Annotated in this window: 21 protein-coding genes; 10 read left to right on the top strand and 11 right to left on the bottom strand. The window is 64.2% G+C overall.

Going from position 1 to position 20,465, the window contains the following annotated elements; all coding sequences use genetic code 11:
• Window positions 1–294: 294 nt before the first annotated feature.
• Window positions 295–1,179 (top strand): HpcH/HpaI aldolase/citrate lyase family protein, encoded by an 885-nt coding sequence (locus D3H34_RS07295; protein ID WP_119552773.1) that lies wholly within the window; start codon window positions 295–297, stop codon window positions 1,177–1,179.
• Between the two features lie 66 nt (window positions 1,180–1,245).
• Here the strand turns inward: D3H34_RS07295 and D3H34_RS07290 are convergent, their stop codons facing one another.
• The 7 genes from D3H34_RS07290 to D3H34_RS07260 are packed head-to-tail and all read right to left on the bottom strand — an operon-like array spanning window position 1,246 to window position 9,076.
• Window positions 1,246–2,679, bottom strand: a complete 1,434-nt coding sequence (locus D3H34_RS07290; RefSeq protein WP_119552772.1) for an aldehyde dehydrogenase family protein — start codon at window positions 2,677–2,679, stop codon at window positions 1,246–1,248.
• A 27-nt stretch (window positions 2,680–2,706) separates the two neighbouring features.
• Entirely contained in the window at window positions 2,707–4,323 is a 1,617-nt protein-coding gene (locus tag D3H34_RS07285) for a GMC family oxidoreductase (RefSeq protein ID WP_119552771.1), read from the bottom strand.
• A gap of 27 nt (window positions 4,324–4,350) precedes the next feature.
• On the bottom strand, window positions 4,351–5,076 hold the full coding sequence (locus D3H34_RS07280; RefSeq protein ID WP_119552770.1) for an ABC transporter ATP-binding protein: 726 nt from the start codon (window positions 5,074–5,076) through the stop codon (window positions 4,351–4,353).
• Window positions 5,073–5,825 carry an ABC transporter ATP-binding protein gene (locus D3H34_RS07275; protein ID WP_119552769.1) on the bottom strand — a complete coding sequence of 251 codons (753 nt, stop codon included), beginning with the start codon at window positions 5,823–5,825 and terminating at the stop codon, window positions 5,073–5,075. The genes D3H34_RS07280 and D3H34_RS07275 overlap by 4 nt, the downstream gene beginning before the upstream one ends.
• The gene (locus D3H34_RS07270) at window positions 5,825–6,850 is read right to left on the bottom strand and encodes a branched-chain amino acid ABC transporter permease (protein WP_119552768.1); all 1,026 of its coding nucleotides are present in this window, start codon (window positions 6,848–6,850) and stop codon (window positions 5,825–5,827) included. Before D3H34_RS07270 ends, D3H34_RS07275 begins: the two co-directional genes overlap by 1 nt.
• 10 nt (window positions 6,851–6,860) lie before the next feature.
• A complete protein-coding gene (locus tag D3H34_RS07265; RefSeq protein WP_119552767.1) occupies window positions 6,861–7,769 on the bottom strand; it encodes a branched-chain amino acid ABC transporter permease in 909 nt (302 codons plus the stop codon).
• A gap of 32 nt (window positions 7,770–7,801) precedes the next feature.
• On the bottom strand, window positions 7,802–9,076 hold the full coding sequence (locus tag D3H34_RS07260; RefSeq protein WP_167481141.1) for an ABC transporter substrate-binding protein: 1,275 nt from the start codon (window positions 9,074–9,076) through the stop codon (window positions 7,802–7,804).
• Between the two features lie 272 nt (window positions 9,077–9,348).
• Here D3H34_RS07260 and D3H34_RS07255 point away from each other — a divergent pair, with 272 nt between their 5' ends.
• From D3H34_RS07255 to D3H34_RS07220, 8 genes are all read left to right on the top strand, one after another.
• A complete protein-coding gene (locus D3H34_RS07255) occupies window positions 9,349–10,749 on the top strand; it encodes an MmgE/PrpD family protein (protein WP_119552765.1) in 1,401 nt (466 codons plus the stop codon).
• On the top strand, window positions 10,746–11,237 hold the full coding sequence (locus tag D3H34_RS07250) for a MaoC family dehydratase (RefSeq protein ID WP_119552764.1): 492 nt from the start codon (window positions 10,746–10,748) through the stop codon (window positions 11,235–11,237). Before D3H34_RS07255 ends, D3H34_RS07250 begins: the two co-directional genes overlap by 4 nt.
• Window positions 11,234–12,403, top strand: a complete 1,170-nt coding sequence (locus D3H34_RS07245) for an acyl-CoA dehydrogenase family protein (RefSeq protein WP_286185505.1) — start codon at window positions 11,234–11,236, stop codon at window positions 12,401–12,403. The genes D3H34_RS07250 and D3H34_RS07245 overlap by 4 nt, the downstream gene beginning before the upstream one ends.
• Before the next feature lie 13 nt (window positions 12,404–12,416).
• A complete protein-coding gene (locus D3H34_RS07240) occupies window positions 12,417–12,896 on the top strand; it encodes a MaoC family dehydratase (RefSeq protein WP_119552763.1) in 480 nt (159 codons plus the stop codon).
• Window positions 12,896–14,119 carry a CaiB/BaiF CoA transferase family protein gene (locus D3H34_RS07235; protein WP_119552762.1) on the top strand — a complete coding sequence of 408 codons (1,224 nt, stop codon included), beginning with the start codon at window positions 12,896–12,898 and terminating at the stop codon, window positions 14,117–14,119. The genes D3H34_RS07240 and D3H34_RS07235 overlap by 1 nt, the downstream gene beginning before the upstream one ends.
• Before the next feature lie 44 nt (window positions 14,120–14,163).
• Window positions 14,164–15,087 (top strand): HpcH/HpaI aldolase/citrate lyase family protein, encoded by a 924-nt coding sequence (locus D3H34_RS07230; RefSeq protein ID WP_119552761.1) that lies wholly within the window; start codon window positions 14,164–14,166, stop codon window positions 15,085–15,087.
• A 4-nt stretch (window positions 15,088–15,091) separates the two neighbouring features.
• Window positions 15,092–15,910, top strand: a complete 819-nt coding sequence (locus D3H34_RS07225) for an IclR family transcriptional regulator (protein ID WP_119552760.1) — start codon at window positions 15,092–15,094, stop codon at window positions 15,908–15,910.
• A gap of 61 nt (window positions 15,911–15,971) precedes the next feature.
• Entirely contained in the window at window positions 15,972–17,258 is a 1,287-nt protein-coding gene (locus D3H34_RS07220; RefSeq protein WP_205736684.1) for an alpha/beta fold hydrolase, read from the top strand.
• Window positions 17,259–17,312: 54 nt separating this feature from the next.
• Here D3H34_RS07220 and D3H34_RS34905 read toward each other — a convergent pair whose 3' ends face one another.
• The 3 genes from D3H34_RS34905 to D3H34_RS07205 all read right to left on the bottom strand — a co-directional run bounded on the left by D3H34_RS34905 (window position 17,313) and on the right by D3H34_RS07205 (window position 18,198).
• The gene (locus D3H34_RS34905; protein WP_119552759.1) at window positions 17,313–17,486 is read right to left on the bottom strand and encodes an acyl-CoA-binding protein; all 174 of its coding nucleotides are present in this window, start codon (window positions 17,484–17,486) and stop codon (window positions 17,313–17,315) included.
• On the bottom strand, window positions 17,486–17,674 hold the full coding sequence (locus D3H34_RS07210; RefSeq protein WP_119552758.1) for a hypothetical protein: 189 nt from the start codon (window positions 17,672–17,674) through the stop codon (window positions 17,486–17,488). Before D3H34_RS07210 ends, D3H34_RS34905 begins: the two co-directional genes overlap by 1 nt.
• Window positions 17,675–17,766: 92 nt before the next feature.
• Window positions 17,767–18,198, bottom strand: a complete 432-nt coding sequence (locus tag D3H34_RS07205; protein ID WP_119552757.1) for a hypothetical protein — start codon at window positions 18,196–18,198, stop codon at window positions 17,767–17,769.
• 535 nt (window positions 18,199–18,733) lie between these two features.
• On the opposite strand from D3H34_RS07205, the gene D3H34_RS07200 reads away from it, so the two are divergent.
• Complete coding sequence (locus D3H34_RS07200; RefSeq protein ID WP_286185504.1) at window positions 18,734–19,546, top strand: response regulator transcription factor; 813 nt, start codon at window positions 18,734–18,736, stop codon at window positions 19,544–19,546.
• A gap of 85 nt (window positions 19,547–19,631) precedes the next feature.
• On the opposite strand, the gene D3H34_RS07195 is transcribed toward D3H34_RS07200, so the two are convergent.
• Window positions 19,632–20,225 carry a hypothetical protein gene (locus D3H34_RS07195; RefSeq protein ID WP_119552755.1) on the bottom strand — a complete coding sequence of 198 codons (594 nt, stop codon included), beginning with the start codon at window positions 20,223–20,225 and terminating at the stop codon, window positions 19,632–19,634.
• Between the last annotated feature and the right edge of the window lie 240 nt (window positions 20,226–20,465).

Here is a 20,465-nt window from a genome sequence, read left to right as displayed (position 1 = left end):
CCGCTCCGTCGTCAGCCCGGGCTCCCTGCGAGAGCGCCCCCACTGCTGCTGCGAGCATGTGCCTGCGATTCAACATGTGCTTTTCTCCATTCAATGCCAGTCATCGCACGGGCACATTCAACATCCCGCACGTCGCGTCGTCATTACAGAACCGGTAATCAAAGACCACAAGAGAACTGACCGCCCATGATCAGAACATCATGGACGTGATGCCGGAACCAGCAACCGACATCAGAACCATGATGGATATGCACGCCGCATTGCGATCCGGCGCTGGCCCCAGACAATGTCGCGATGACCATTCCAGCCCTTCTTCGTAGCGCTCTCTATGCCCCCGGCGCGAACTCCGCCGTCCTGCTGAAGTCCGCGCGCTCCGCGGCCGACGTGCTGATCTTCGACCTCGAGGACGCCGTGGCCCCGGAAAGCAAGACCACCGCGCGCGCGGCCGTGAGCCGCGCGCTGGCGGACCCCGTGGTGGCCGCGCGGACCGTGGTGGTGCGCGTCAATGCCATCGGTTCGCCCTGGTGCGAGGACGACGTGAGCGCCGTGGCCGCGTTGCGCCCTGCGGGCATCCTCTTTCCAAAGATCAACACACCCGCCGACGTGAAGCTGGCCGAGGCGATGCTGAGCTTCTACGGCGTGCCGCGCAGCACCGCCCTGTGGTGCATGATCGAAACGCCGCAGGCCATCCTCAACGCGCAAGCCATCGGCCAGCTCGCGCAGCAGCCCAATGCACGCATGACCACCTGGGTGCTGGGCACCAACGACCTCATCAAGGAAATGCGTGCACAGCACACGCCGCTGCGCGAAGGCGTGGTGCCGATGCTGGCCATCGCGCTGATGGCCGCGCGCGCCTGCGGGCTGTACGTGCTCGACGGCGTGCACAACGACATCCAGGACACGACCGGCTTCGCCGCCACCTGCGCGCAAGGCCGCCAGATGGGCTTCGACGGCCGCACGCTAATCCACCCCGCACAGATCGAGGCCTGCCACCATGCGTACTCGCCCTCAGCCCCAGAGGTAGAGGAAGCGCGCGCGGTGATCGAAGCCTTTGCCCAACCCGAGAACCAGGGCAAGGGCGTACTGCGGGTCGGGGGCCGGATGGTCGAGCTGCTGCACGCGCAGATGGCGCGCCAAACGCTGGCAATGCACGAGGCCATCGCGCGGGCACAGGCCTGAAGCCTGCGGGCGCCCCCACGCCCCTCACCGGGGACTGAGGCCGCTGCGCGAAACCTCAGCGTCGCATCACAACCGCACCGTCACGCACTTGAGGTGCGTGTAGTGGTGCAGCGCCTCCAGTCCCTTCTCGCGGCCATAGCCGCTGTGCTTGTAGCCGCCCAGCGGCGTTTCCACCCCGCCGGCCATGTACTCGTTGACGTAGACCTGCCCGGCCTCCAGCTGCGCCGCCACCCGATGCGCTCGAGCGAGGTCGCGCGTCCAGATGCCAGCCGCTAGGCCGTAGTCGGAGTCGTTGGCAATGGCGACGGCATCGGCCTCGTCGTCGAACGGAATCACGCAGGCCACAGGGCCAAAGACCTCCTCGCGGGCGATGCGCATGCGGTTGTCGACGCCGGTGTAGATCGTGGGCGAAACGAACCATCCCCCGGCCAGCGCCGGATCGTCGGGCAGGCCGCCACCAACAAGCGCCACCGCGCCCTCCGCGTGCGCGATCGCGTAATACGACTGCACCTTCTCGTACTGGGCCTGCGTGGTCATCGGCCCTATGGTGCCGTCGGCGGCACCGATGCGATACGCCCCCATGGCCTCCTTCAAGGCCTCGACGAAAGAGTCGTGTATCGAGCGTTCGACCAGGATGCGCGTGCCGGCCAGACAGACCTGCCCCGCATGCGTGAGAAAACCCTTGAGCACGCCGGGCGCGGCCTGCGCGAGGTCAGCATCGGCGAACACGATATCGGGCGACTTGCCGCCCAGTTCCAGCGTCAGCGGCAGCACGCGGTCTGCGGCCAAGCGCCCGATTTCCTGCCCCGCGCGCAGCGACCCCGTGAAGGCGATCTTGCGCACCGCAGGATGCAGCACCAGCGCCTCGCCGGCCTCCTTGCCCAGGCCAGTGACCACGTTGAACACGCCGGCCGGCACGCCGCAGTCCACCATGAGCCGCGCGAGCGCGAGCACGGAGCCCGAGGTTGCCTCCGAAGGTTTGACCACGACGACGTTGCCCGCCGCCAGCGCCGGCGCGCACGCCCTTCCCGCCTGGTTGAGCGGTGCATTCCACGGCAAGATGGCACCCACCACGCCGTAGGGCTCGCGCACCGTGTACGAGTGATACCCCCCGCCCAGCCCGATCGTCTCGCCCTGCAGCGCGGTCGCCAGGCCGCCGTACAGCTCAAAGTACTGCGCCACGCCCTCGATTTCCCCCAGCGCCTGCACCGGCGACTTGCCGGTCTCGCGCGACTCGATGGCGGCAAGGTCGCGCGCGTTGCTGCGGATCGCGAGTGCCACCTGGGTCAGTAGGCGGCCGCGCGCCAGCGGGCGCATGTCGCGCCACGCGGCGAACGCACGCTGCGCCGCATCAACGGCCAGGGCCACATCTTGCGCGTCACCGCGCGGCACCCGCGTGATGGCCTGGCCGGTGCGCGGGTCGAAGCCCTCGACATGACGTCCCTGGAGCGGCGCGCGCTCGGCGCCGTCGATGAAATGGTGAAGTGTCTGCAGGCTCATGGATGATTTCCAGAAGGAGAAGGACGCTCAGCGTCGGGCGTCTTCGAGGATCAGGTCCGAAGCCTTCTCCGCGATCATGATGGTGGGCGCATTGGTGTTGCCGCTCACGATAGTGGGCATGACGGAGGCGTCGACCACGCGCAGCCCTTGCACGCCATGCACGCGCAGCCGCGCATCAACGACTGCGTCGGGCCCGCGCCCCATGCTGCACGTGCCCGCGGGGTGGTAGAGCGTCTGGCTGTTGCGGCGCACAAAGGCCATGACCTCCTCATCGCTTTCCACCTGCGCACCGGGCAGATCTTCGCGCACCACGAGGTCGCCCAGCGGCTTGGCCGCGGCGATGCGACGTATCCAGCGCAGCGTGGCGATCATCACGCGTTCGTCGTCCGCATCGGATAGGTAGTTCGCATGGATGGCGGGCGGCGCATGCGGGTCCGCCGAGCGCAAGGCGATATGCCCGCGCGAACGCGGCCGCAGCATTGCGCTGGCGAACTGCACACCCGGAAAAGGATGCATGCGCAGCTGGTTCTTCGAGTCGAACGCGAAGCTCAATGGCCGGAAGCTCAGCTGGATGTCGGGCACCGCCACGGCAGGATCGCTGCGCACGAAAGCCACGGCGTGCGAAGCGCCCACAGCCAGCGGTCCGCGCCGGTTCAGCAGATAGCCCGCACCATGCACGAACTTGCGCCAGCCCGACAGCGCGGCGTTCATTGACGCGCCGGCGCGCACCTCGTAGCCCGCGTTCATCGCCAGGTGGTCCTGCAGGTTGGCGCCCACGCCGGGCAGCGCCTGCACCACAGGCAAGCCATGGGCTTGCAGCTGTGCCGGGGCACCGATGCCCGACAGCATGAGCAACTGCGGGGAGCCGATCGCCCCGGCGCACACCAGCACCTCGCGGCGTGCCCGCGCAACCTGGCGCGTGCCTGCGCGGAAGAACTCCACGCCCGTGGCACGTCCGTTCACGACGTCGATCCTCGCAGCCGTCGATTCACCCGCAACGCTCAGGTTGGGCCGGCTGCGCACCGGTGCGAGGTAGGCACGTGCGGTCGACGAACGCATGCCGCCGCCGATCGTGTGCTGCAGGTAACCCACACCTTCCTGCGTGGCGCCCGCAATGTCCGGATTGCGCGGAATGTCGATGGTCGTGCCGGCCTGCACGAAGGCATCGGTAGTCGGATGCTGTTTGTGCGGGAACGACACGCGCAGCGGGCCGGCGCCGCCGCGGTAGGTGCTGCCGCCGCTGTCGCTGGTTTCCGATCGCTGGAAGTACGGCAGCACGTCCCGCCACGACCAGCCCTCGTTGCCCAGTGCCTGCCAGTGGTCGTAGTCGGCGTCGAAGCCCCGCACATAGACCATGCCGTTGATGGCGCTTGAGCCACCCATGACCTTGCCGCGCGGCCAGTACAGGCGTCGCCCGTCCAGCCGGGATTCGGGCTCGGTCGAGAATTTCCAGTTGATGCGTTCGTCGAAGAAGACATTGCCCACGCCGGCGGGCGTGCGCACCCAAAAGGGTTCCCTGTCGGGGCCGGCCTCCAGCAGCAGCACGCGGATCTCCGGGTCGGCGCTCAGGCGATGCGCCAGCACGCAGCCGGCAGAACCGCCGCCGACGATGACGTAGTCGTATTCGAGGCTCGATGTATCCATGGATGTGGTGGTAGTTAACGAAAGGTCTCAGACCGCGAGGTAGCGGCTGGCGACTTCGGGGTTGGCGCGAAACTCCTGCAGGCTGCCCGTGAAGACGATGCTGCCGTGGTCGATGACAGCCACGCTGGAGGCGATGTCCAGGCAGAAGCGCATGTTCTGCTCGGCCACCAGCAGCGTCATGCCCTGGGCACGCAGCTGCAGGATCAGCGCCTGAATCTGGTCCATGATCACCGGCGCCAGGCCTTCGCTCGGCTCGTCAAGCAGCAGCAGCTCGGGGTTGCCCGCCAACGCGCGCGCAATGGCCAGCATCTGCTGCTGGCCGCCCGACAACAGGCCCGCCGACTTGTGGCGCGCCTCGGCCAGCAGCGGAAAGAGTTCGTACAGGCGCTCCAGCGGCCAGTCGTCGCGCCCCTGTGGCCCCTTCTTCATGCCCAACCGCAGGTTGCCTTCCACGGACTGCAGCTTGAAGACCTGCCGGTCCTCGGGCACGTAGCCCAGGCCGATGTGGGCGATCTGGTCGGGCCGCAGGCGGCTCACCTCCTGCCCCGCCACTGCGACCGTGCCATGCCGCGGCGGCGCAATGCGCATGATGGATTTCATGGTCGTGCTCTTGCCCGCGCCGTTGCGGCCCAACAGCGCGACCGACTCACCTCGGGCAACCTCCAGGCTCAGGTCGAACAGGATCTGGCTGCTGCCGTAGAAGGTGTCCAGCCCGCGCACGCTCAGAAGCGGTGGTGATGATGATCTCGTCATGCGGCCTCCTTCGCGTAACTGCCCAGGTAGGCCTGGATCACGCCGGGGTCGGCGCGCACCGCGGCAGGCGCACCGCGCGCAAGAATGGCGCCGTACGAGAGCACGGTGACGTCCTGCGCCACCGAAAACACGATGTCCATGTCGTGCTCGATGAACAGCACCGTGAGCCCCGTCGACTGCCACAGCCTGCGCACCGTGTCGACCATGTGCCAGCGCTCTTCCGGCCCCATGCCGGCTGTCGGTTCGTCGAGCAGCAGCACCTGCGGGCGGGCGCACAGCGCGATGCCGATGTCCACCATCTTCTGGTCGCCGTGACTAAGCTGAGCCACCGGCGTGCGGGCAACGGCGCCCAGCCCCAGCAGCGCGATCACCTCGTCCGCGCGGTGGCGGGCCGACGCCCGCGGAAAGCCCGAGAACAGGCCGGCGATGCCCAGGTGGGCCGGGGCGGCGGCGGCGCAGAAGCTCTCCCACGGCGTGAAGGTCGGGAACAGGCTCGCGACCTGGAAGGCGCGGGCCAGCCCGCGCGCGGCCACATGGCGCGGCGGCAACCCCTGCAAAGCGCGGCCCTCGAGCACGATCTCGCCGTGGTCGGGCCGCACGGTGCCGCAGATCAGGTTGAACAGCGTGGTCTTGCCGGCGCCGTTCGGGCCGATGATGGCCGAGAGGCTGCCCTTGGCGAATTCGAGCGACACGTCCTGGATGACGTGGTTGCCGCCGAAGGACTTGGACACATGGCGCAGCGCCAGCATCACGAGGCCTCCTTCAGCACGACGGCGCTCGGTGCGTGGCGCGAGTGGGCGCTGCGCCGTGCCTTGCGCGCCTGCCACCGCTCGGCCAGCAGGTCGACCGGCCCCTTGCGCACCAGGAGCACGATCGCCAGGATCAGCACGCCCAGCACCAGGCTGGTATTGCCGGTGTAACGCACCGTGCCGTCGGTCAACAGGCGCAACAGCAGCGCACCGGCCAGCGGCCCATAGAACACGCGCGAGCCGCCAAGCAGGATCGCGAAGATCGCATCGCCCGAGGTCGACCAGAACGCCATGGTCGGGTAGGCGCCCGACACCAGCAGCGTCGCCAGCACACCGGCCACCGCCGCAAACAGCGCCGACACGACAAAGGCCGCGAGCTTGGTGAGGTACACGTTCACGCCCAGGTAGCCGCAGCGCGGTTCGTTGTCGCGCACCATCCGCAACGTGGTCCCGAAGGACGAACACACCACCGCATACATCGCGAACACCGACGCGCAGAACACGGCCGCAATGAACTGGTAGCGCGCCACGCCCGCCGACAGATTGGCGCCGAACAGCGTGGCCTGGCGAACCATACCGGTCAGTCCCTGGTCGCCGCCGGTGAGCGGCGCCCAGATCTCGATCATGTTGTAGAGCAGCATGGCCATCGCCAGCGTGATGAACGAGAAGTGCGTTTCGTGCAGGCGCACGCAGACCGCGCCTACCAGGCAAGCCAGCAGCCCAGTCGCGCTCACCGCCGCGAGCAACGCGGGCAGCGTGCCCCAGCCCGCCTGCAGCGCCAGGCAAAAGCCGTAGGCACCGAAGGCGAAGAACATTGCATGGCCAAACGACACCAGCCCGGTGTAGCCCACCAGCAGGTTCAGCGACATGGCAAACAGGCCATACACCAACACGAAGGTGATGAGGTCCAGCATGCCGCCGGCCGTGGTGAACCACGGGACTGCCAGCAACAGAAGCGGCAACAGGTGCAGCGCCGGCTGCAAACGCGAAGCGCTAGCGGAGGAAGAAGACGTCGTGGTCATCATGCGTCTTCCCTCAGTGTGTGCGCACGGCTCGTGCAAACAGGCCCTGGGGCCGCAGCACCAGCACCGCCACCATAAAGAGGAACATCAGTCCTTCGGTGAACAGAGGAAAGCCGATCGAGCCGAACGAGCGCGTGAAGCCCAGCAGCAACGCCGCGACCAGCGCCCCGGGGATGGAGCCCATGCCGCCTATCACCACCACGACGAAGGACTCCAGCAGCACGGACAGTCCCGTGCCCGGCAGCACAGCGCGCATCGGCGCCGCCAGCGCGCCCGCCACGCCGGCCAGCCCGCAGCCCAGCGCCAGCACCACGCCGGCATAGAGGTTCACGTTCTTGCCGAGCGCAGAGGCCATCAGCGGCAACTCGGCCACGGCGCGCATGGTACGGCCGAAGGGAGTGTGCGCTAGCAGCAGCCAGATCGCCAGGCCGATGCAGGCCGACAGCGCCATCAGCGCGAGGTAGAACACCGGGATCACGCCGCCCTGGAACTGCACTGGCGGCACGCGCATTGAGGCGGGAATTCCTAGCGAAACCGCGGCCGGCCCCCAGATCAGCTTGGCGGCGTCGTCGATGATCAGCACCAGCGCGAAGCACGCCACCAGCTGCATCATCACGTCAGCGCCCTTGAGCCGGCGCACGATCCAGCGCTCGAACACCGCGCCACATGCCGCCGCGAACACCGCCGCGGCAGCCACGGCCAGCAGGTAGCTGCCCGTGTTCGCATAGACCGTGTAGGCCATGTATGCGCCCAGCATGTAAAACGCGCCGTGCGCGAAGTTGGCGATGCCCAGCACACCGAACACGAGCGTGAGCCCGGACGCAGTGAGGAACATCAGCAGGCCGATGACCAGCCCGCTCGTGGCCTGCGTCACGACGCAGGAGGCGGATGAAAAGCACTGCTGCAGTGCGTCGAATTCCATAGGATGCTCCGAGAGAAGAGGCGTTCTGCGGCTCAGGCGTAGCCCTGCTTCTTCTTCCAGGCAGCTTCCTGCTCAAGAATCAGCTTCCAATCGGCCGTCACCCAATCCTTGACGAAAGGCTCCGCCGCGATGGCCACGCCGTAGGCCATGGGGTAGTTGATGAGCGTGTTGTCCTCGGCGCGCAGGCTAACCTTTCCGTCCAGACCAAAGGGCACCCGCACCGTGCTGCCGCGCACCGCCGCCGCGACCTTGGTTGCATCGGGGTCACCCTTGGTGGCGCGCAGCCCGTCGACGATGAACTGCGCGGTGGCGCCGGTCTGCCAGGCCCAGTTGTGCGGCTTGGCGCCGCCGCCGAGCTTGCGGTAATCGTCGTACCACTTGCGGTTGTCCGGCGTAGCCGGATAGCTCCAGTTGTAGCGGTTCTGAACGATCACGTTCGGCGGCTGCTGCTTCACCGTGTCGATCACGCCGTAGTCGGAGTACAGGGGTAGCACCGCGAGCTTGTCCTTGAACAGGCCGTAGAGATTGCCCTGCTCCACCAGCGAGATGAGGTCTCCGCCGAAGCACAACGAATAGACCGCCTGCGGGTTGGACGACAGCAGCCGCGTCACGACCTCGGTGAAGTCCGGCGCGCCGAACTTGGGCCAAGCCTGGGCCACGACCTCCATCTTGCCTCCGAAATGCTGGAAGTAGTCGATGAATTGCTGCGTGGTCTCGCGGCCGAAGGCATAGTCTGGCGCGGCGGTGGCCCAGCGCGTGATGCCGCGCTCCTTCGCCATGCGCGAGACGATGGCACCGCCGGCAATTGCATCGTGAATGCCCTGGCGCGCCACGCGGAACACCAGCGGGTTGAATTTCTTCGGATCTGCGGTGAGCGACGAGGCTTCGGAGTTCATCTGGAAGCACGCCACCTTGGTGTCGCGCAGCCCCTCGTTGATGGCCGCGGCGGCGGACGACGACTCCGCGCTCATGATGATCGTGCAGCCGTCGGCGCTGATGAGGCTGCGCACGTTCTTCACGGCTTCCTCAGGCAGGTTGCGCGAGTCGCGAACGATCAGCTCGAGCTTGCGGCCCTCGATGCCACCAGTTGCATTCACCTGCTCGAACAGCAGCTTCGTCGCAACCACCTGGCCCAGGCCCGCGTAGGCGAAGCGCCCGGTGGTGACGGCGCTCATGCCGATCTTGATGGTGCTCGGCTGTGCGCGCAGCAGGCCGGGCGCGCTGGCCATCGCGGCCACTGCGCCGGCCGATTGCAGCAGCGTGCGCCGCGTGAAGGAATGGGATCCGCGTGCCGATGGGCGATTCATTCTGTGTCTCCGTTTTCTTGGACGCATCCGAGGCCGGATGCGTTGGTTCGTGCGCGCCATGACGGGTCAGCCACGTTGCGCCGGGCTTTGAAAGCCGCGCAATGTTCCAAGCCGCAAGAGGGCCTGTAAAGCGGCTGCGGCAAACAACACATACGTGATGCGCAGGCATCGCGCGGCGCGGCATCACGTACGTGCTATCTCCACACGAACGGCCCGTGTGCGGGTCTTTTGCCGCATAGTCAACAGCACAAAAGACACGGAGACACGTCAGCGTGACAAACGATCCGAACGAGACATCGCAGCCCACGGCGGGCGTCCCCCTCACGGCAAGCCTGGTAGCCCGCGCCGCATCGCTGGCCGAAGCGCCGCTGCCCGACGACGTACGCGAGCTGGCACGCCAATGCGTGCTCGACTGGGCGGGCGTGGCTCTGGCCGGCGCCAACGAACCGCTGTCGCGCATCCTCCTGGCCCAGGCCCGCGAAGACGGCGGCGCCCCCATTGCCTCGCTGGTGGGAACACCCTTACGGCTGAGCGTGCGACAAGCCGCGTTGCTCAACGGCGCAGCCGGTCATGCGATCGACTATGACGACGCCAACATGGCTGCGCAAGGCCACGTCACAGCGGCAGTGTTGCCGGCCGCGCTCGCGGTGGGCGAGTCGCGCGCGGCGAGCGGCGACGTGCTGTTGCGGGCCTTCGCTGCGGGCTACGAGATGACCGGCATGGTCGGGCAGTACCTGGGCCGCGCGCACTACGAACGCGGCTTCCATGGCACGGCCACCGTGGGAAGCTTCGGCGCGGCATGCGCGGCGGCCGTTCTGATGGCGCTGGATCGCGATTCCACTGCCGTGGCGCTCGGCATCGCCGGCACACAAGCCGGCGGGATGAAGGCGCAGTTCGGCACCATGTGCAAGCCACTGCATGCGGGCAAGGCGAACGAGAACGGCGTGACGGGCGCGCAGCTCGCGGCGCGCGGCTTCACCGGTCGCGCCGATCTGCTGGAAGCCGCACAAGGGTTCGCTCTGGCGACCTCGCCAGCGCCCGACGCACAGGCTGCGTTGGCTATGCCGCCAGGCGGCACGCATCTGCACAACAACCTCTTCAAGTACCACGCCGCCTGTTACGGCACGCATTCCTCGATCGAGGCCGTGCGCACACTGTGCGAGGCGCACCAGCTCACCGCCGCGGACATCGAACGCATCGACCTCGATGTAGAGCCCGGCGCACAGCGCATGTGCGACATCGTGCAGCCCGCCACCGGCCTGCAGGCCAAGTTCAGCCTGCGCCTGAATGCCGCGCTCGCGGTGGCCGGAGCAGACACCGCGTCGCCCGCCACCTACATCGATTCCACAGCGCAGCGCCCCGATCTCATCGCCCTGCGCGAACGCGTCGCCGTGCACTTCATGCCCGACGGCTGGCCGCTGATGCAGGCCGCGGTGCGCATCTTGACGCGCGACGGCCGCACCCTGAGCGCGCGCCACGACAGCGGCGTACCCGAGCGCGATCTCGCACGCCAGCGCGCACGCCTGGCGCGCAAGTTCATGGCGCTGGCCGCACCGGTGGTCGGCCCCGACCGCGCCGCCGCCATCGAACGCGCCATCGGTGCGCTCGACCATATTGAGGACATCGGCACGCTGATGTCCATGCTCAGCCAACCCACGGGAACCACTTCATGAGTCAAGACGTCATCGCGCGCGCCAAGGTGCGCGACAAGGGCCACTGGTACGAGGACTTCGAGCCTGGCCGCGTGTTCGTTCACCACTGGGGCCGCACCCTCTCGCAAGCCGAGAACGCGCTGTTCACCACGCTGACGCTGCACTTCAATCCGCAATACACCAATGTGGAAGTGGCGCGCGCCATGGGCCACCCCGACACACCGGTCAACCCGCTGCTAGTGTTCAACACGGTGTTCGGCCTGTCGGTGCAGGACCTGAGCGAGCACGGCACGGCCTTCCTCGGCGTCAACGCACTGAAACACGCGGCGCCCTTCTATCCGGGCGACACGCTGTTCGCGCGTTCCACCGTTCTGGAGCGACGCCTGTCCGGCAGCCGCAAGGACATGGGCATCGTCGGCTGGCACACGCAGGGCTTCAACCAGCGCGACGAGCCGGTCTGCGAGTTCCATCGCTCCAACCTCGTCTTCCTGCGGGGAGACGCGGCATGAGCGCGTCGTACATGACCGACGAGCGCCGAATGATCCAGGAACAGGCGCGTGAATTCACCATGCGCGAGGTGCTGCCGGTTGCGAACAAGCTCGACCCCGAAAAGGGCGACATCCCTATGTCGTTGCGCGAAAAGATGGCCGAGATGGGCTACTTCGGCATCCTGATCGACGAGGAGTACGGCGGCCTGGGCCTGGGCGTGTTCGAGTACTGCCTTGTCACCGAGGAGCTGGCACGCGGATGGATGAGCGTGGCCTCGCTCATCGCCCGCGCCAACAACCTTCCGGGCATGGAGAAGCTCTCGAAGGAGCAGAAGAAGGAATTGATGCCGCGCGTCGCGCGCGGCGAGTGGCTGGGCGCCTTCGCGCTGTCGGAGCCCAACGCGGGCTCAGACGTGGCCAACATCAGCTGCCGCGCCCGACGTGTCAGTGATGGCGACGGCGACGGGTGGGTGATCCACGGCAACAAGTACTGGTGCACCTTCGCGGACGGCGCCGACTACCTCGTCGTGATTGCACGCACCAGCCCGCCACAACCAGACAAGAAGCACAAGGGTCTGTCGGCCTTCATGATCCCCAAGAATCGTGGCGAACTGCCCGCCGGCGTGCAGGGTGCGCCCATCCCGAAGATCGGCTACTTCGGCTGGAAGACCTGGGAGCTTTCGTTCGACGAATTCCGCGTGCCCACCGATGCACTGCTGGGCGAGGAAGGCGAAGGCTTCTACCTCGCCACGCAGGGGCTGGAGAAGGCGCGCGCCCACACGGCCGCGCGTGCTATCGGCCTGGCGCGCGGCGCGCTGGAAGACGCCATGGCCTACGCCAACGAGCGCGAGCAGTTTGGCTCTCCCATCGGCCAGTTCCAGGCGATCCGCTTCAAGCTCGCGCAAATGGCGACCGAGATCGAAGCCGCGCGCCAACTCAACTACCACGTGTGCACACAAATCGACAACGGCGGGCGCTGCGACCTCGAGGCCTCGATGGCCAAGCTGTTCGCCACTGAGATGGCCGAGCGCGTGACGACCGAGGGCCTGCAAATTCACGGTGGCGCCGGCTACACCACGTTGCACGCGGCAGAGCGCTACTGGCGCGATGCGCGGCTGACCAAGATTTTCGAGGGCACCTCCGAGATACAGCTGCGGATCATCTCGGACCGCCTGCTGGGCAAGTGAAGAAAGACAGGCCATGCAATTGAACCAACTGACTGAACGCGACAACTACTTCGAGGACTTCACCGTCGGCGAGGTCATGAAGCACGTGCGCAGCAAGACACTGGAGCCGCTGGAACAGGTGCTGATCACCAACATGGTGATGAACACCGCCTCGGGCCATTTCGACGAAGAGGTGATGAAGTCGCACCCCATGGGCCGACGCCTGTCCTTCGGCGGCGTGAACATCGCGATGTTCGTCGGTCTCGCCAGCCAAGACACGGCCGAGAATGCCATCGCCGAACTCGGCATGGACAAGATCCGGCTGCAAGGGCCAGTGTTCCACGGCGACACGCTCACCGCCTACACCGAGGTGCTGGAAGTCGGCCCCGCCGAGCGCGAGGACGCGGGCGTCGTGCGCTTCAAGCACTACGGCACCAAGCAGGACGGCAGCATCGTGTTCGAAGGCGAGCGCACCGTGCTTATGAAACGCCGTTCGCACTGGGGAGCGCGCTGATGGCCGCGAGCGGATTCGGCGCGCTTGAAGGTGTACGCGTGGTCGACTTCACGCAGATGCTGGCTGGACCCTACTGCACGCAGCTGCTGGCCGACCAGGGCGCGGAGGTCATCAAGGTCGAGCCGGCCGAGGGCGAGGAAACGCGCATTGCCGGCCCCTTTCGGCCTGAAGACGAGCTGCGCGCCTTCGGCGGCTACTTCGCCTCGGTCAACCGCAACAAGCGCTCCATTGGCCTGAACCTGAAGGACCCGAACGCTCGCGAGCTCGCGCTGCGCCTGGTTGAGACAGCCGACGTGGTGGTGGAGAACTACCGCGCCGGCGTGATGGAGCGGCTGGGCCTGTCGTACGAGACGCTACGCGAGCGCAACCCGAAGCTCGTGTACGCAGCCATCCGCGGCTTCGGCGATCCGCGCACCGGCAAGAGCCCGTACGCGGAATGGCCCGCCTACGACGTGGTGGCGCAGGCCATGGGCGGCCTGATGCAGATCAACGGCCCCGACCGGGCCACGCCGCTGAAGGTCGGCCCGGGTGTGGGTGATCTGTACCCCGCAACGCTGTGCGCCTTTGGTATCACGGCGGCACTGCTGCGCGCGGCACGCACTGGACAGGGGCAGTTCGTCGACGTGTCGATGGTCGATGCCGTGCTGGCGCTGTGTGAACGCACGGTGCACCAAAACTCCTTCCAGGACCTGATCCCTCATCCCGAGGGCAACCGTCATCCACTGCTGTCGCCTTTCGGTCTCTTCAAGGCCAAGGATGGCTTCGTCACGCTGGCCGCGCACTTCGACGCCTGGTGGGCCAAGCTGTGCGGTCTGATCGGCCGGCCCGACCTGGTGACCGACCCGCGCACCGCCACGGCCGAGGCCCGCGTGACGCACCGCGACTACGTGTACGACCAGTTAGAGCTGTACACCTCGGTCCACACCAAGAAGGAACTGGCGGCCGTGCTGGGCGGCAAGATTCCTTTCGGCCCGGTGAACAACGTCGCCGAGATCGTGGCTGACCCGCACTTCGCCGCGCGCGAGATGGTGGTGCATGTGGACCACCCCGGCGTCGAGCGACAGATGGCCATCGCCGGTATTCCGGTGAAGATGAGCGAGACACCCGGGCGCATCGTGCGCCGCGCGCCGCTGGTCGGCGAACACACCGACGAGATCCTGCGCGAGATCGGCATGGCCGATGCGCGCATCGCCGAACTGCGCGCAAAAAGCGCCATCGGCTGAACAGCCCTACTCCAGCATCCGGGTATTGATACGAGGAAACGAACATGAGCATCCCCCCACGTCCGCGCCGCCCACGGCGCATCCAGCTGTCCACTCCCGGCTCGTCGGAGAAGATGATGGCCAAGGCCGCCGCGAGCGAGGCCGACCACGTCTTCCTCGACCTGGAGGACGCGGTCGCGCCCAACCAGAAGGTGGCCGCGCGCCAGAAGATCGTCGAGGCGCTCAATACGCTCGACTGGAACGGCAAGGTGCGCTGCGTGCGCATCAACGACCTCTCGACCGAATACGCCTACGAGGACATCATCGAGGTGGTCGAGGGCGCGGGCCGCAACCTCGATACGATCATGATGACCAAGGTTACCAGCGCAGCCGACATCCTGTTCGCCGACCGGTTGCTGAGCATGATGGAGAAGAAGCTCAAGCTCGAGCGGCGCATCGGGCTGGAGGCACTCATCGAAGAAGTCGAAGGCATGCAGAACATCGAGTCGATTGCGCACGCGAGCCCCAGATTGGAATGCCTGGTCTTCGGCATGGGCGACTTCTCGGCCTCCATGGGCATCAGCCTCGACGCGGCCATCGGCAGCGACGGCGGCTACCCAGGCGACATGTGGCACTACGCACGCTTTCGCCTCGTCATGGCCTGCCGCGCCGCCGGGCTCGACCCGGTCGACGGACCGTATGCCGACTTCCGCAACGAAGCCGGCTACCGCGAAGAATGCCGCCGCGCCAACACGCTGGGCATGGTCGGAAAGTGGGCCATCCACCCGAGCCAGATTGCCGTGGCACGCGAGGTCTTCAGCCCAGACGCCGCGCGCGTCGAAAGCGCGCGCCACCTAGTACTGGCCTACGCACAGGCCGAGGCTGAAGGCCTGGGCGCGATCAGGGTGGACGGCGTCATGGTCGACGTCGCCACCGTCCGGCTACTGCGCAACGGCATCCTGCGCAAGGCCGAACTCTACGGAATGTGAACATATGAGCACGGGCAAGAAGGCACAGGTCACCGACGGCACCTCGGCGCGCGAGATCGAAGGCGTCATCAAGTCCGCCAAGCGCGTGCTCGAGCTCTTCGAGTACTTCGCGGAATGCCGTCGTCCCTTGTCCGTGACCGACCTAGTACGGGGGCTGAACTACCCACAGTCCAGCGCGTCGGCGCTGCTCAAGAGCCTGACCCGGCTGGGCTACCTCGACTACGACCGGCAAAAGCGCTTGTACGTACCCACGCTGCGCGTGGCACTTTTCGGCGGCTGGGTGCAGGACCAGCTGTTCAGCCAGACGAGCCTGTCGCACCTGATCGACGAGTTGCATGCCGCCAGCGGCGGCGAAGCAGTGATCCTGGGTATGCAGAACGACATCTACGTGCAGTACATCCATCTCGTACAAGCGCCTCAACAACAAGTACCGTCGTGGTACATCAAGCCCGGCTCACTGCGGCCGCTGTGCCGCTCTGCAGCAGGGCGCATCCTGCTCAGCCGAAAGACGGACGTAGAGGTTCAGCAACTTCTGTGGCGCATCAACGCAGAAGAGGAGCCGCACCTGCGCATGCAGGTGAGCGATCTGCTCAAGGAATTGGACCGCATCCGACAAGACGGCTACGCCTACACCGAAGGCACGGTGAATCCAGGGGTCGGCGTGCTGGCGGTGGAAATGCCCACGCCGCCAAGCCAACCCCCCATGGCGTTGGGTATCGGGGGAAGGATCGACACCCTGCGCATGGACCGCGAACGATATCTCGCGCTACTCAACGAGGCTTTGCAACCCTATCGCGCACGCACACCCTCTGGCAGGCCTTGAACTTTCCCCTGCGCCGGATGGCCCGCACGACTCACCAAACGACCGCAACCAAGGAGACACCATGTCAGCGCTCAGTCAATACTCTGCGAACGATCTTTCCGCTCGATGCCGTGCCGATGGCGAGTTCGCGCTCTGTGCCCGCCACTGGACCGGTGGCCTGCGATTGGAAGGCGATACCGATGCGGTGGCGATATTTGTCGATGACGGGAGACCGTCAGCCGATGGCGCCGACGAGAAATTTCCGACCATCACGCTGCGCGCGTCGGACGAGGTCTGGACGGCGCTGCTCAAGCCTCTACCGCCCAGATTCATGAACGACATCTGGCCCTTGATCCAGACAGGACAGATGCATCAAGGTGGTGATGCACTGATCTTCGCTCAGTATCTGCCGGCCATCACTCGCGCGGTCGAGCTCATGCGAGCGTCAGCTACGCTGCGCCCGACGCCTCCGGTGGTAGAGGCAAAGCCGAACGGCACGTACGACAGCCCTGTCGGGCGCTACATTCATCTGACGCTCGAAGGGCAGGACTACCGGGTCTATTTCGAGGAAGCAGGCTCGGGCATTCCGCTGCTACTACAGCACACGGCGGGCTGCCATGGCGGGCAGTGGCGCCATCTCTTTGAGTGCAAGGAGATCACAGATCATTTCCGTCTCATCGCCTATGACCTGCCCTTTCATGGCAAGTCCATTCCTCCCGTTGGTCCTCGGTGGTGGGCCAACGAATACAAGCTTGCCGGAGGGTTCCTGCGGTCGGTGCCGCTCGCCTTATCACGCGCACTGGAACTCGATCGACCCGTATTCATGGGCTGCTCGGTGGGAGGGATGCTCGCGCTTGATCTAGCGCGCTACCATGCAGACGAACTGCGTGCCGTCATCTCCCTGGAAGGCGCACTGAAAGTGGACTTTGATGTCAATAGTCCGGCGCTACGACCATTCTGGCATCCACAGGTTAGCAATGAACACAAGGCCAGGGTCATGGATGCTTTGATGTGCCCTGCTTCGCCCGAGGCCTATCGCAAGGAAACAACACAAGTCTATGCAGCAGCTTGGCCTCCAGTTTTTATCGGTGACCTGAACTACTACATGAGCGACTATGACTTGCGCAATGAGGCATCGAAGATCAACACGCAAAAGGTCGCAGTGCACATCCTTTCCGGCGAGTATGACTGGAGTGGCACGATGGAAAAGGGCAAAGAAGCGCACGAAGCGATCATTGGATCGACTTGGCAGGGGATGGAGGGGCTAGGTCATTTTCCGATGACCGAAAACCCCGAGAAATTCTTGAAATACCTGCTGCCTGTGCTCGAGAGCCTGAGATCTTCAGATACTGCAATCAGGTCCACATGACGCACCAGTTAGGGCTCCGAGACTGGCGAGGCGGACCTGACTGTAACCATGGTCTCAACGATCGACTGCGAGTAGCGAGGCGACCAACTTCGCGTGCTCCGCCGTCGCCTGTGTGCATTGCGTACTCTCACGAGCAGCCCAGGCGTTGAACTTGGCCCAGCTGACAACACCCATTGCGCCAAGTTGCCGGCTATGTGCATCGCCGGCACTGACCTGCTTGTAAAGCATCAGCAAGCTATCGTTGTCCGGCCCCCTTTCTGCGTCCTTGACGCACCGGCCGCGTCTTCAAGGGCCCTCCCCCCAATGGTCGGTTTTTCTGGCACGGGCTTCCCATCGAAATGCGCCTCCTGCAGCTTCATGGTATCGGCAAACCAAAGCAGTTCAGTAAGGCGGGTGCCGACGAGCACCTGGGTCATGCGGCGGATCTTCAAGTTCGCTCAGCGCTGAAACATGTCTCGATCACGTCGACCTGCTGGCAGCATTCATCTATTCATGCGCCGGGAAAAATTCAATGCCCCAGCGGCTTAGGCGCCAAATATCCGATCTGCGGTCGAACGGTCTCGTTAGTGAAGCAATCCCCGGTGGGGGCATAGCGAATGACCTTGCCTCCCTGGATGTAAAAAATGTTATTGCACACGATGCGGCTCTCGGAACACGAGGTGAAAGCACTGTGGCTCACGTACTTGCTGTCGTTTCTGTGGGCGCCCATGCGAGTAAAGCATTGCTCCACTTCCTGACCATTGACGTAGTTCCGCGTCTCGATACCGCTCTCGGTCTGCGTGCGATACATGGGCATCGTGAGAAAAAGCGGATGGATTTCCAAGGCGTTTACAGGAACGCCGACCCATGCATCCAAGTCTTGCTGACGTACCGTCGCGCATCCGCCGATGGTGCCAACGATGATCGCTGCGGAAGTGACAGATCGGAAGATCGACTTCATTTCCCTCTCTCTTTCATGTTTGATTTTGCGAGCCACATAGCAGTTGTCGGGCAATGACATGCCACGATTCGACGAATTTAGCGTGACTGACCATAGTCACCAACTACAGGCATTGCATCAGCAGTGCCAGCCTAGAGATAGAGGGGAGTTCCCAGAGCCAGCTAAATTTTCAGCACCGATCGCAAGTTACATCCCAAGCAACTCTTTCCCAACCAGATTTTTCGAAATCAATCAAAAAGCCCAATCCAATATGAATGCATTGAGCAAACTCTTCAATCAGGCTTCTTTAATTCAATCAGCCGCCCCTGATTCTCCCACCCCCAACATCGAAAGACAATGTAGATTTTCTTCCAGATTCTTATAGTTTCCCTAAAGTATTCTAATTTTTCGAGCCATGCGCGAGAATGCTGAGACACGAAAATTTTTGACGCCAGGCCCACTCCCCGAAGAATGTTGATAGTCTGCTCAACTTTTCGTACCGCGCAATTTGATTTTTGCTCTAAGATTTTTTGAATCTTCTTGAGAAAATTTGGAGGTGAGCGTTGCTCAGGAAACCTCTGGACGCTTGCTTCGATCGACGATCAATCGCCGTAGTCATCCCAAGAACTCAATGCGTATCGCTATCCTCGAAGACGACCCCCACCAGTTGTCGCATCTGATGCAAACACTGGAGCACGCCTTGATCGCAGGCGATTCAATCGTGACCATCATCGCGTTCTCGAATGGGACTGCTATGCAGCAGGCACTCCGAAGCGAGACCTTCGATCTTCTAATACTCGACTGGAACGCACCGGGATTGACGGGCATCGACCTCCTGCAGTGGCTACGCAAGTGGCAAACGGACCAAGTGCCAGTGCTCATGCTAAGCGCTCTCACTTCAGAGCAGGATGTGGTCCGGGCGCTCGACCTTGGAGCTGATGACTACATCGTCAAGCCATTTAGGCCCATGGAGCTTCGAGCGCGCGTGCAGCGCCTTATGGCTAGACGAAGGCCGGTCGCGAAGTCGTATCGCGAGCGCTTCGGTCGATGCGAATTCGATCACCTTTCACAAAGCGTACGGATACATCCCGCCCCAGGGGACGACGAGACAGCAGAACGCCCCACCCTGACGGACCGAGAATTCAGGCTCGCGCTGACCTTGTTTCAGCATATGGGCGATATCGTGTCCCGCTCGCATCTGCTGGAGAGTGCTGGATACAGTGATCAGGAGGTGTCGTCCCGCACATTGGACAGTCACATCTATCGATTACGCGGCAAACTTGGACTTGAAGCGGAAAAAGGGCTGAGCCTGCGCGCAGTCTATGGACGCGGCTACAGGCTCGAATCCTCTCAGCAAGATTGCACCTGAGCAACTGCTTCAGTAGCTGACTCGTCTGGATCGGCGGATGCCACCAACTAAGGATCTCTGACTCAAAGAATGAATGGCCGCAATGTCAGCCCAGCGTGTCGAAGAACCGGAAGATCCATGAAAGCTGATAGCTCAGCATAGCGGCCACAAAGGCGACGTGAAAGCGCGAGCTCTTCGTCCGAGCCGCCACGACACACAGGGTAACCAGGATCGGCGTCCGAATCAGGTACTCGAATGCGAACTTCGCGAAGTGTGCTTCTCCCTTGATCAACGTATCAACCACATCCAACAGGTAGGTCGCCGCCAGCAAGCCGAAGAACCACGCGCGACGCGCATAAAAATAGTCTTCGTAGCTCGCGTAGTCTTGCATGCTGTCGGGGAAAAGCAATGCGCACAGCAGAAACAATACGATCGCATAGCTGACGATAAATGCGTAGGTCCCGAAGGTCCAAGCCTCAATCTGATACAGACCAAACTCCCACCACCAGAAATGCACCAGAGCCAGCAGAACAGAAGCGACCCATGCCAGATGTACAGCATAAAGCCGGTACTGTTTCGGGTGTTGCACGATGCGCGCGACGCCCGACAGCAACCGCGTGACGCCGAGGCCGATCACCATGCCCATGACGACGCGGATGTGCGGAAAAATCTCGTGTGCGGAGAGAACTTGTTGTTGCATTCTGAAGTTTGGAGAGAGCAAAACCAGGGAGTCTCTGCGTTTCTGAATGGATACGCACTGACATCATCGAGCAAGCAGGGAGCAAATTCGAGTCTATGGCAATGTGCGTCCGTTGCATTCCGCGGGAGAGATTCCGATAGCGGTTCTCAACAAAACGCCGATGGCGGCCCGAATTGTGGAGCACCCCATCTCTTCTTGTTTTTCGAAGTGGACGCCACAACCTCTCGTTGTGGTATTGCC

The organism is Acidovorax cavernicola, assembly GCF_003581445.1.
The sequence above is the reverse complement of the archived record's forward strand: the minus strand, read 5'-3'. Positions and strand labels throughout refer to the sequence as shown.

Bases quoted from the DNA above. Each gene is read 5' to 3' on its own strand.
- D3H34_RS07295 (WP_119552773.1), top strand. From the start codon at position 295: ATGACCATTCCAGCCCTTCTTCGTAGCGCTCTCTATGCCCCCGGCGCG.
- D3H34_RS07290 (WP_119552772.1), bottom strand. From the start codon at position 2,679: ATGAGCCTGCAGACACTTCACCATTTCATCGACGGCGCCGAGCGCGCG.
- D3H34_RS07285 (WP_119552771.1), bottom strand. From the start codon at position 4,323: ATGGATACATCGAGCCTCGAATACGACTACGTCATCGTCGGCGGCGGT.
- D3H34_RS07280 (WP_119552770.1), bottom strand. From the start codon at position 5,076: ATGACGAGATCATCATCACCACCGCTTCTGAGCGTGCGCGGGCTGGAC.
- D3H34_RS07275 (WP_119552769.1), bottom strand. From the start codon at position 5,825: ATGCTGGCGCTGCGCCATGTGTCCAAGTCCTTCGGCGGCAACCACGTC.
- D3H34_RS07270 (WP_119552768.1), bottom strand. From the start codon at position 6,850: ATGATGACCACGACGTCTTCTTCCTCCGCTAGCGCTTCGCGTTTGCAG.
- D3H34_RS07265 (WP_119552767.1), bottom strand. From the start codon at position 7,769: ATGGAATTCGACGCACTGCAGCAGTGCTTTTCATCCGCCTCCTGCGTC.
- D3H34_RS07260 (WP_167481141.1), bottom strand. From the start codon at position 9,076: ATGAATCGCCCATCGGCACGCGGATCCCATTCCTTCACGCGGCGCACG.
- D3H34_RS07250 (WP_119552764.1), top strand. From the start codon at position 10,746: ATGAGTCAAGACGTCATCGCGCGCGCCAAGGTGCGCGACAAGGGCCAC.
- D3H34_RS07245 (WP_286185505.1), top strand. From the start codon at position 11,234: ATGAGCGCGTCGTACATGACCGACGAGCGCCGAATGATCCAGGAACAG.
- D3H34_RS07240 (WP_119552763.1), top strand. From the start codon at position 12,417: ATGCAATTGAACCAACTGACTGAACGCGACAACTACTTCGAGGACTTC.
- D3H34_RS07235 (WP_119552762.1), top strand. From the start codon at position 12,896: ATGGCCGCGAGCGGATTCGGCGCGCTTGAAGGTGTACGCGTGGTCGAC.
- D3H34_RS07230 (WP_119552761.1), top strand. From the start codon at position 14,164: ATGAGCATCCCCCCACGTCCGCGCCGCCCACGGCGCATCCAGCTGTCC.
- D3H34_RS07225 (WP_119552760.1), top strand. From the start codon at position 15,092: ATGAGCACGGGCAAGAAGGCACAGGTCACCGACGGCACCTCGGCGCGC.
- D3H34_RS07220 (WP_205736684.1), top strand. From the start codon at position 15,972: ATGTCAGCGCTCAGTCAATACTCTGCGAACGATCTTTCCGCTCGATGC.
- D3H34_RS34905 (WP_119552759.1), bottom strand. From the start codon at position 17,486: ATGCTTTACAAGCAGGTCAGTGCCGGCGATGCACATAGCCGGCAACTT.
- D3H34_RS07210 (WP_119552758.1), bottom strand. From the start codon at position 17,674: ATGACCCAGGTGCTCGTCGGCACCCGCCTTACTGAACTGCTTTGGTTT.
- D3H34_RS07205 (WP_119552757.1), bottom strand. From the start codon at position 18,198: ATGAAGTCGATCTTCCGATCTGTCACTTCCGCAGCGATCATCGTTGGC.
- D3H34_RS07195 (WP_119552755.1), bottom strand. From the start codon at position 20,225: ATGCAACAACAAGTTCTCTCCGCACACGAGATTTTTCCGCACATCCGC.